The 9,000-nt window shown below is 62.8% G+C and carries 10 protein-coding genes and 1 tRNA gene; 4 read left to right on the top strand and 7 right to left on the bottom strand.

Translation table 11 applies throughout. From position 1 onward, the window contains the following. Positions 1-70: 70 nt before the first annotated feature. From VF497_RS02750 to VF497_RS02740, 3 genes are all read right to left on the bottom strand, one after another. Entirely contained in the window at positions 71-829 is a 759-nt protein-coding gene (locus tag VF497_RS02750) for an NADH-quinone oxidoreductase subunit C (protein WP_330886025.1), read from the bottom strand. Then, positions 826-1,452, bottom strand: a complete 627-nt coding sequence (locus VF497_RS02745; protein WP_330886023.1) for an NADH-quinone oxidoreductase subunit B family protein — start codon at positions 1,450-1,452, stop codon at positions 826-828. Before VF497_RS02745 ends, VF497_RS02750 begins: the two co-directional genes overlap by 4 nt. A 109-nt stretch (positions 1,453-1,561) precedes the next feature. Further along, positions 1,562-1,918 (bottom strand): NADH-quinone oxidoreductase subunit A, encoded by a 357-nt coding sequence (locus VF497_RS02740; protein ID WP_330886021.1) that lies wholly within the window; start codon positions 1,916-1,918, stop codon positions 1,562-1,564. Between the two features lie 587 nt (positions 1,919-2,505). Between VF497_RS02740 and tpiA the strand changes: the two genes are divergently transcribed. The 4 genes from tpiA to VF497_RS02720 all read left to right on the top strand — a co-directional run bounded on the left by tpiA (position 2,506) and on the right by VF497_RS02720 (position 4,707). Beyond that, a complete protein-coding gene (tpiA, locus tag VF497_RS02735; RefSeq protein ID WP_330886018.1) occupies positions 2,506-3,270 on the top strand; it encodes a triose-phosphate isomerase in 765 nt (254 codons plus the stop codon). Positions 3,271-3,285: 15 nt separating this feature from the next. Next, a complete protein-coding gene (secG, locus tag VF497_RS02730; RefSeq protein WP_330886016.1) occupies positions 3,286-3,786 on the top strand; it encodes a preprotein translocase subunit SecG in 501 nt (166 codons plus the stop codon). Between the two features lie 85 nt (positions 3,787-3,871). Then, positions 3,872-3,956, top strand: a tRNA-Leu gene (locus VF497_RS02725). A gap of 217 nt (positions 3,957-4,173) precedes the next feature. Further along, positions 4,174-4,707 carry an opioid growth factor receptor-related protein gene (locus tag VF497_RS02720; protein ID WP_330886014.1) on the top strand — a complete coding sequence of 178 codons (534 nt, stop codon included), beginning with the start codon at positions 4,174-4,176 and terminating at the stop codon, positions 4,705-4,707. Between the two features lie 57 nt (positions 4,708-4,764). Here the strand turns inward: VF497_RS02720 and VF497_RS02715 are convergent, their stop codons facing one another. The 4 genes from VF497_RS02715 to VF497_RS02700 all read right to left on the bottom strand — a co-directional run bounded on the left by VF497_RS02715 (position 4,765) and on the right by VF497_RS02700 (position 8,952). Then, a complete protein-coding gene (locus VF497_RS02715) occupies positions 4,765-5,610 on the bottom strand; it encodes a PhzF family phenazine biosynthesis protein (protein ID WP_330886012.1) in 846 nt (281 codons plus the stop codon). A gap of 139 nt (positions 5,611-5,749) precedes the next feature. Further along, positions 5,750-6,331 carry a gluconate 2-dehydrogenase subunit 3 family protein gene (locus VF497_RS02710; RefSeq protein WP_330886010.1) on the bottom strand — a complete coding sequence of 194 codons (582 nt, stop codon included), beginning with the start codon at positions 6,329-6,331 and terminating at the stop codon, positions 5,750-5,752. Between the two features lie 10 nt (positions 6,332-6,341). Then, a complete protein-coding gene (locus tag VF497_RS02705) occupies positions 6,342-8,030 on the bottom strand; it encodes a GMC family oxidoreductase (protein WP_330886008.1) in 1,689 nt (562 codons plus the stop codon). A 19-nt stretch (positions 8,031-8,049) separates the two neighbouring features. Then, complete coding sequence (locus tag VF497_RS02700) at positions 8,050-8,952, bottom strand: sugar phosphate isomerase/epimerase (protein ID WP_330886006.1); 903 nt, start codon at positions 8,950-8,952, stop codon at positions 8,050-8,052. Positions 8,953-9,000: the final 48 nt, after the last annotated feature.

The raw sequence follows: 9,000 nt of genomic DNA, 5'->3' as shown, positions 1-9,000 counted from the left end.
ACTAACTTTTGCGAAGCCAAAGTTACGTCGGAGCTAAAGTTCATCCCAATGACCCGCGAGCTCGAGGCAGTCATTCGACATCCCCGTAATGTTCCTCACGCACGACGCGTGGCACGGTTTCGCGCGGCTCGATGCTGACGGGCTGGTAAATCACGCGCTTCTGTTCCGGGTCATAGCGCATTTCCACGAATCCGGAGAGCGGGAAATCCTTGCGAAACGGATGGCCGATGAAGCCGTAGTCGGTCAGGATGCGGCGCAAATCCGGATGGCCGGGGAACATGATGCCGAACAGATCGAACGCCTCGCGCTCGAACCAGTTCACGCCGGGCCAGATTCCGGTCAACGACGGCACCACCGGCAGCGCATCGTCCTGCGCATGGCAACGGATACGCACGCGCTGGTTGTTCTTGATCGAGAGCAGATGCGCAACCGCGGCGAAGCGATGCTGCAGTTCGGCCACCGGTATGATGCCTCGGGCGCTGCCGCCCTCGGCACTCATCGTCTCGCCCCACTTGAAACGGCCGACGTTGCGACCTTCGACACCGCGACTGAAGCCGGTGGAGGACACGTCGCGCGTATCCCACTCGTCGTCGCCGTAGCTCAGATAGTCGACGCCGCAGACATCGATGCACTGCTCGAAATGGAAATCGGCCTCGTCGCGCAGCGCCTGCGCTACGGCGAGCCAGTTTTCCGGCAGCACCTCGACGCTGGTTTCGCCGAATGATTCGCCGGTCGAAATGATCTTGTCGCCGAGCCGCGCAGCAATGCGCTGCGCGAGCGTGGTCGGCGCCGCGGGCGCCTCGGCAGAGGTGGCGGGCGTGTCGCTCATGTGCGCGCGATGATGTTGCTGTTGATGACCTGCTTCTGCGGCGAGTTGGCCGAAGCGATCTGTTTCTCGCCGATCGGGCTCGAGCGGCGGATCTTTTTCTGCAGCTGCAGGATGCCGTAGACCAGCGCTTCCGCGGTCGGCGGGCAGCCCGGCACGTAGACGTCGACCGGCACGATGCGATCGCAGCCGCGCACGACGGCGTAGGAATAGTGGTAGTAGCCGCCGCCGTTCGCGCAGGAACCCATCGAGATGACCCACTTCGGATCGGGCATCTGGTCGTAGACGCGGCGCAGCGCCGGCGCCATCTTGTTGACCAGCGTACCGGCGACGATCATCACGTCGGACTGGCGCGGGCTCGGGCGGAACACGACGCCGTAGCGGTCGAGGTCAAGGCGCGCCGCACCGGCGTGCATCATCTCGACCGCGCAGCAGGCCAAGCCGAACGTCATCGGCCACATCGAGCCGGTGCGCGCCCAGTTGATCAGCGAGTCGAGCGAAGCGGTGACGAAACCGCGCTCGAGCAACGGATTGCCCTCGCCCGGCCGCAGGATGTCTTCCACCGGCCCGGTCGCAACCGGATTGGTGAACAGATGCTTCTCGATTGTGGTTTCGGTATTGCTCATATTTATTTCCGCTCACATCCCTGTTTGCCAAGATCAAGAACCGACCATCCATGGCCGGACTTTTCAATAGAAGCCGCGACTTCGACAAATCGCGCTCCGAGGCAGGCGGTCATTCCCATTCCAGGGCGCCTTTCTTCCAGCAATAGACGAAACCGAGCAGCAGCAGCGCGAGGAACATCGCCATCTCGACCAGCGCGACGAGGCCGATCTGCTTGAACACCACTGCCCACGGGAACAGGAACGCGATTTCGAGATCGAACAGGATGAACAGGATCGCGATCAGGTAGTAGCGCACGTCGAACTGCATGCGCGCGTCTTCGAAGGCCTCGAAGCCGCATTCGTAGGCTTCGGACTTTTCCTTGTTCTTGCTGCGCGGGCCGAGCACGGCACCGATCAACAGCAGGGCGATACCGATACCGCCGGCGACGAGAAGAAACAGCAAAATCGGAAAATATTCAGCCAGCACGCAAAGCCTCCGCCCATCCTTCAATTGTCTGAAAAAATCCGTCCGGGATTTTTTCAGACGCGCCGAGTCCGGTACATGCCCGGACTCGGCTACGCGAGCGCAGTGCGCTCGCATCAGACCATCCCTGGTCAGGAAACTCCAAAAGCTTGTGGAGTTTTCTGCCGCATCAGCGACCGCACAGCGCGGTCAATCCAGAAAAACAGTCGAACCCGACTACACGGCGCAGGCCGCATCGCAACGGAAAGACGACGGATTCACATCCGGAGCCGCGCAAACGGCAGCGGCTCAACGTGAATATGATAGTCCGCGCGTTCAGTCTTGCCAACGCTTGCGCGATGCAACAACTTGTGTGCACCTCGAAAAACCTACTGCGCTCGACAATTTGCGCGCCGGCGGTGCTCGGAATCCTCATGTACTCGTATGTACACTCCGGTTCCTGCGCTCCGGCGACGCGCAAATTCTCTTCGCTCGCTACGGTCTTTCGAGGTGCCCATGCGATGCTCGCGGCGCGCGACAAGCCGCCGCGGGCCGCCGGTCGCAGCTTGCATGTATTCTTTTGTACATCACCCTGCTGCCGAGAACAGCCCATGTCACGTCGCAAGCTCGTCGCCGGAAACTGGAAGATGCACGGCTCCCGCGCCTCCGCGCACGAACTGGTCGATGCGATCGCCAACGCCTGCACATCGAACGCACTCGACGCGGTCGACATCGCCATCCTGCCGCCGCACGTCTACCTGGCCGAACTGGTCGCGCGTCATGCCAAGACGCGCCTGATCTTCGGCGCCCAGGATGTGAGCGAACACAAGCAGGGTGCCTACACGGGCGAGACGGCCGCCGCGATGGTCCGCGACATCGACGCCACGCACACCCTCGTCGGCCACTCCGAGCGGCGTACGCTGCATCACGAAAACGCGTTCTGCGTTGCCGAAAAATTCGCCCGCGCGCAGGAGGCCGGGCTGGTCCCGATCCTGTGCATCGGCGAAACGCTGGAACAGCGCGACCGCGGCCAGGCCTTTGTCGTCGTCGCCGAGCAACTCGGCGCGACCATGGCCGCTTCCGGCATCGGCGCGCTCGAAAACGCCATTGTCGCCTACGAACCGGTCTGGGCGATCGGCACCGGCCGTACCGCCTCCCCCGCCCAGGCGCAGGAAATGCACGCCTTCATCCGTAGCAAAGTCGCTGAATTGGATGCTAGAATTGCCGGCTCGCTCCGCATCCTTTACGGCGGCAGCGTCAAGCCGGGCAATGCGGCCGAGCTGTTCGCGCAGGCGGACATCGACGGCGGACTGATCGGCGGCGCTTCGCTCGTTGCTGCGGATTTCCTCGCGATCTGCGCTGCGGCGCAATCCTGATTCCCTGGATTCAAAATGGTTCTCACTCTGTTCAACATAGTCTACGTGCTCATCGCGATCGCGATGACCATCCTGATCCTGCTCCAGCGCGGAGCCGGCGCCCAGGCCGGCTCGGGCTTCGGCGGCGGCGCCTCGGGCACCGTGTTCGGTTCGCGTGGCGCGAGCAACTTCCTCTCGCGCAGCACGGCAATCCTCGCCACGATCTTCTTCCTGCTCAGCCTCGCGATGGCCTGGTACCTGAAGAACGCCGGCACGCTCACGCCCACCGGCAATGACCTCGGCGTCATGGGCGCGCTCGAAACCCCGAAGGTTCCCGCGCAGCCTGCAGCTCCGACCGCCAACGGCGACGTGCCTGTCGCCCCCGCGACCGGCTCCGCCGCTCCGGCGGCCCAGTCCGATGTGCCCGCCGCACCGGCTCCGGCTGCGACGACGGCACCGGTCAAGCAAGGCGACGCTCCGGCGAAGCCCGCGGAAGCCAAGACCGAAACGCAGAAAGAAGCGCCGAAAAAGCACTGATCCCTTTACCGGCGCGAGCCGGGGCGGGTATCATATGCGGCTCGCAATGCACCGTATTGGCTGGCGCATCAAGCCGAAACAAATTGCCCAGGTGGCGGAATTGGTAGACGCACTACCTTGAGGTGGTAGCGCCGTAAGGTGTGGGGGTTCGAGTCCCCCCTTGGGCACCAATACAGAGTCCGACGCAGTCCAACGCGATCCGGAAAGCACCCGAAAAACCCGCTCCCATGCGGGTTTTTTGTTTTCTGCCGTCCAGAGCCGTCGATTCCCTGGCCATGGGAATCACGGCTGGCGACCTCGACAGAAAGCATTTTCGACTCGACGTGATAGGCGAGCGATCTGTTTTGCGCTTGTACTAGCAATACGGCCAAGACTTGAGGCCTCGTCTTGTCTCACGATTCCAACGAAGCAAGCGCTCGGATCTTCGCGTTCTATCTGCACGACCAGCCCGACAATCGCGGTCGGCGGCTGGCCGATATTCTCGCGCGCGGCGACGACTGGCTCGAACGCACGCAGGGGTATGTGCAATGGCTGTTCCCACTGCCCGAGCCGAGCGGATCAAATCCGCATGCGCCGTGGCTCGACAGCGAAACGATCGCCGCGTTCAGAGCGAATGAGGTGATGCGTGATCGACTGCGCAGCGCGTATTTGCGCATGCTGCGCTTCTATGGCTTGCGCGAGCGTACATGGCATGTCGAGAAGGGCGAGAACTGGGACGACCGCAAAACCAAATGGGCGACAGCACCGACGCACAACAACCTGCGCATCACGCGCATCCTGCGAAGCATGTGCCTGCTCGGCCTGCGCACCGACGCGGAGGCGTTCAAAGGCTGCCTGATGCGACTCGCCCAGTTGGATGCGGACTGCGACTTTGACGAGCAAGCGCTCGCCTGCTGGTGCGGGGCGACGGCAGAGGTGTAACGATGCCGCTTCTGCGCAGGAAGAGTCCGCACGCCGGCGGCTTTGTTCCTGCGATTTTCAGTCGAGCTGCAGTTCGCCGCGCATTACTTCGACCACGCGACCACCGACGTGGATGCGCCTCTGTCCATCCACGGTCAAATGCAGCCGACACGGCCGTCCGGTTGCCGCACCCTGATGCACGTCGAACGCGAACGGCACCACTGAGTTGTTGGCAAGCAAATAGCCGCCAAGATTCGCGCAGGCCGAGCCGGTGCCTGGGTCCTCGGAGATCATGCCGCCCTGTCCCCAGAAATAGCGGCTGATCACGCGCTTCGTGCCGTCGAATGCGTAGACATAGGCCTGGGCTTCGCGCGCGTTGCTGCAATGGGCGGTGAAGGCGTCGGGTTGCGGGCGTGCTCGTGCCACCGCGTCGGCGTTCGCGAGCGGCACGATCAGTTGCTCCACTCCTGCATTCATCCACAGCGGCTCGCCGGCGATGTCGCTCTCCTGCAGACCAAGCGCCTGCGCAAGTTGAGCACGCGTGAATTCGTAGGCGCGCTGGGTCGGCACGTTCGCAGTCAGCGTCCACACGTCGCCTTGCGCGACGACCGGGATGACGCCGGCATTGAGGTGAAGGCGCAGCGCATCACCTGCCCGTCCCAGCGAACGCAGCACATGCGCCGTGCCCAGCGTCGGATGGCCAGCGAACGGCATTTCGAAGGTCGTGGTGAAGATGCGCACGCGCGCGTCGGCGTCGGCCGATGGCAACACGAACGTCGTTTCCGAGAGGTTGAACTGCAGCGCGATCTGCTGCATTTCTTCGTCGCTCAGTCCACTGGCGTCCTCAATGACGGCGAGTGGATTGCCGCTCAGGCGCGATTCGGCAAAGACGTTGACGATGCGAAAACGATAGTTGTGGCTCATGAGCGAAAACCGACCGATAGAGAGAAAAGATTCCCATCATATCGACCGCAATCCTCCGCAGCTACGTCGCCCAGCGCTTGCCGTTGCCGGCCTGATTCACCGGCAGGCACCCGTGATAGGCACCGGGGATCGCCACGTATTACAGCACCTGCGTTGCACCCGGCTGCGAGGTGAAGAAGCCGAGCAAGGTCAGTTCCTTGACCGTCAGGATGAAGGCACGCTGATGCGTTTCCGGCGCAGTCTCGGTGCGTTGCGGCAGCATTGTGACGTCGCGGATTTCCTGCACGAGCGCTTTCTGCTTGCGCTCGCTCAAGGCACGCTCGTCGGCGATCGCGGCATCCTGGGATTTCTGCACGAACGCCTTCTGTTGCTGCGCCGACAGTTTCACGAAAGGCTTATGCTGCGCTTCACGCGCAGCCGCATCGAAATCGCGAGCACCCTGCAGGAAGCGATCGCGCGCGTCCTGCGAGTACACGTCTTTCAGGATGCCGTCGATGAACGCGGGAACGCCGACGTCGAGCGCACCGGGCGTGTCGGTGCGCGGGATCATTATGTCGACGATCCGCGAAACGACTGCCAGTTCCGGCTCGCCGAGCACGGCGGGTTTCCAGTCCGGCCCGGGCTCCTTTCCATAGCCATTTAGCACGGCGAAGGCCGCCGGTGCGGAAACTGCACCGCCCATCAACAAGGCGACGCGCTGCAATACTTCGCGACGATTCATGGTTTCGTCCTCAAATATTTCCGCGCCTGAGCTCGCGCACGGCGTGGTCGGCCGCGCGCGCGGTCAGCGCCATGTAAGTCAACGACGGGTTCTGACACGCGGCCGAAGTCATGCACGAACCATCGGTGACATAGACGTTCTTGCACGCATGCACCTGGTTGAACGCGTTGAGTACCGACGTCTTGGCATCCCGCCCCATGCGTGCCGTACCCATTTCGTGGATGCCGAGGCCGATGCCGTAGGTCTCGTCGACGATGCGCACGTCGCGGTATCCCGCCGCCTCGAGCATCTCGGCGGAGTCGTTGATCATGTCCTTGCGCATGCGCAGCTCGTTTTCGCGCAGGCGCGCGTCGAATGAAAGGATCGGCAGGCCGTACTTGTCCTTGCGATCGCGATCGAGCGTCACGCGGTTGTCGTGATACGGCAGGATCTCGCCGAAGCCACCCATGCCGATGCTCCACGGTCCCGGCGCCTGCGCTTTCTTCTTCAACTCCTCGCCGAGTTCGCTCGCCATTTGCAGGCTGCCCCAACCCGCGCGCGAAGCACCGCCCTGATAGCCGAAGCCGCGCAGGTACTCGCGCTTCTCCTTGCCGAGATTGCGGTAGCGCGGGATATAGAAACCGTTCGGGCGGCGCCCGGAATAGTAGCGATCATCGAAACCTTCGACCATGGCGCTCGCACCGGCGCCGAGGTGATGGTCCATGATGTTGCAGCCGAGTTCGCCGCTGTCGTTGCCGAAGCCGTTCGGGAAACGGTCGGAGATCGAGTTGAGCATGATCTGGGTCGAACCGAACGTCGACGCACAGAGGAAAATCACTTTCGCGAAGTAGTCGGTCTGCGCGCCGGTTTCCGCGTCGAGCACGCGCACGCCGGTGGCCCTGCCCTTCTTCGCGTCGTAGATCAGCTCGTAGACGATCGCATTCGGCACGAGGGTCATGTTGCCGGTCTTCTGCGCCGACGGCAGCGTGCTTGCGTTGCTGCTGAAATAGCCGCCGAACGGGCAGCCGCGGATGCACATGTTGCGATTGCGGCAGCTGCTGCGCTGCGGGCTCTCATTGTGCGTGAGCGGTCCGGTCAGGTGCGCGGCGCGGCCGATCGTCAGCGCGCGGCCGAACTTGTCCTTGAGCTTGCTCTGGAACTCGCGCTCGACGCAGTTGAGTTCCATGGGCGGCAGGAACTTGCCGTCGGGCAACTGCGCCAATCCCTCGTTTTGACCGCTGACGCCGATGAACGTCTCGACGTAGTCGTACCACGGCGCGACATCGGCGTAGCGGATCGGCCAATCCACGGCGACGCCGTCCTTCGCGTTGCCTTCGAAATCCATCTCGCTCCAGCGATAGCTCTGCCGACCCCACATGATCGAGCGGCCGCCGACGTGGTAGCCGCGCATCCAGTCGAAGCGATATTTCTCGACATACGGATTGTCCACGTCGTCGACGAACCAGTGCTTGGATGCCGGGCTGATCGTGTAGCCCGTGCGCGCCTGCACGGACTGGCGTTCCAGATCGTGCAAGGTCGGCTTGTTGCCGTGCTCAAGCTGCCACGGATCCTCGGTCGTGGTCGGATATTCGCCATGGCGCACCATGCGTCCGCGATCGAGCACGAGCGTCTTGAGTCCCTTTTCGGTCAGTTCCTTCGCGGCCCAGCCACCGGAAATGCCCGTGCCGACTACGATTGCATCGAAAGTATTCTTTTCCATCACCAGGCCCGTCGCAAAATCAGCTGATCGAATGCAGGTAGTCGTAGGCGACCTGCGCCGCCTCGAGCTGGCTCATGCGCGAGAATGGCCCTTCCTGCTCGGCGAAATAGTGCTTGAGCCCGGCTGCCTTTGCCGCGGCGAAAATCGGCTTGTAGTCGACCGTGCCGCGGCCGAGTTCGGAGCCGAGCATTTCTTCCGCCATCGGCTTGCCGTCCTTGTTTTTCTTCGGCTGGAAATCCTTGACGTGGATCAGCGGGATGCGGCCCGGATACTTCTTGAAGTAATCGACCGGATCGCGCCCGGCGAACACCATCCAGCCGCAGTCGATCTCGAATTGCACGAGCTTCGGATCGGTCTCGCGCCAGACGATGTCGTAGCCGACCTCGCCGTTGCCGAGGTCGACGAATTCGCGATCGTGGTTGTGCAGGGCGAACTGCAGTCCCGCCTTCTTCGCCGCTTCGCCGATGCGGTTGGCGATGTCGACCGTGCGTTTGGCTTCTTCGCGGCTCATCGCCGATTTCCATTCGAGCTTGGTCGACATCGCCTTGCCGACTGGCTCGATCAGCGACGAAGCCGCCGCGTACGTCGCGCCGAGCGCATGCGCCTCGTCGAACGCCTTGCCGAGATTGTCCATGTCGAACTGCAGATGCGCGCTCGGGCAGCGCAGGCCCGCATCGTCGAGCAAGCGACGGAATTCCTTCGGCGCGAGACCGACAAAGCCCGCCGCCTCGACCTCCTTGAAACCGATCTTGCCGAGCTTGTTCAAGGTGCCGGCGGGATCGTGCTTGAGCGTGTCGTTGACGGTCCAGAGCTGGATGCCGACGGGCTTGTCCAGCGGATTGGCCGGCAGCCGCCGCGACAATGACGCCACGACCAGCGCCGCTCCGGCTCCGAGAAACTGTCTGCGCGAAAACGTTTGCATGTACTACCTCTGCGAAAACCAGGGACTGCCTTGAAACGAAAAATTCCG

The sequence above is a fragment of the Rudaea sp. genome, from assembly GCF_036383415.1.
Taxonomy (GTDB): Bacteria; Pseudomonadota; Gammaproteobacteria; order Xanthomonadales; family Rhodanobacteraceae; genus Rudaea.
This window is presented reverse-complemented; position numbering and strand designations above follow the sequence as displayed.

Coding starts and splice junctions, on each gene's coding strand:
- VF497_RS02700 (WP_330886006.1), bottom strand. CDS start 8,952: ATGCAAACGTTTTCGCGCAGACAGTTTCTCGGAGCCGGAGCGGCGCTG.
- secG (WP_330886016.1), top strand. CDS start 3,286: ATGGTTCTCACTCTGTTCAACATAGTCTACGTGCTCATCGCGATCGCG.
- VF497_RS02750 (WP_330886025.1), bottom strand. CDS start 829: ATGAGCGACACGCCCGCCACCTCTGCCGAGGCGCCCGCGGCGCCGACC.
- VF497_RS02710 (WP_330886010.1), bottom strand. CDS start 6,331: ATGAATCGTCGCGAAGTATTGCAGCGCGTCGCCTTGTTGATGGGCGGT.
- tpiA (WP_330886018.1), top strand. CDS start 2,506: ATGTCACGTCGCAAGCTCGTCGCCGGAAACTGGAAGATGCACGGCTCC.
- VF497_RS02715 (WP_330886012.1), bottom strand. CDS start 5,610: ATGAGCCACAACTATCGTTTTCGCATCGTCAACGTCTTTGCCGAATCG.
- VF497_RS02745 (WP_330886023.1), bottom strand. CDS start 1,452: ATGAGCAATACCGAAACCACAATCGAGAAGCATCTGTTCACCAATCCG.
- VF497_RS02705 (WP_330886008.1), bottom strand. CDS start 8,030: ATGGAAAAGAATACTTTCGATGCAATCGTAGTCGGCACGGGCATTTCC.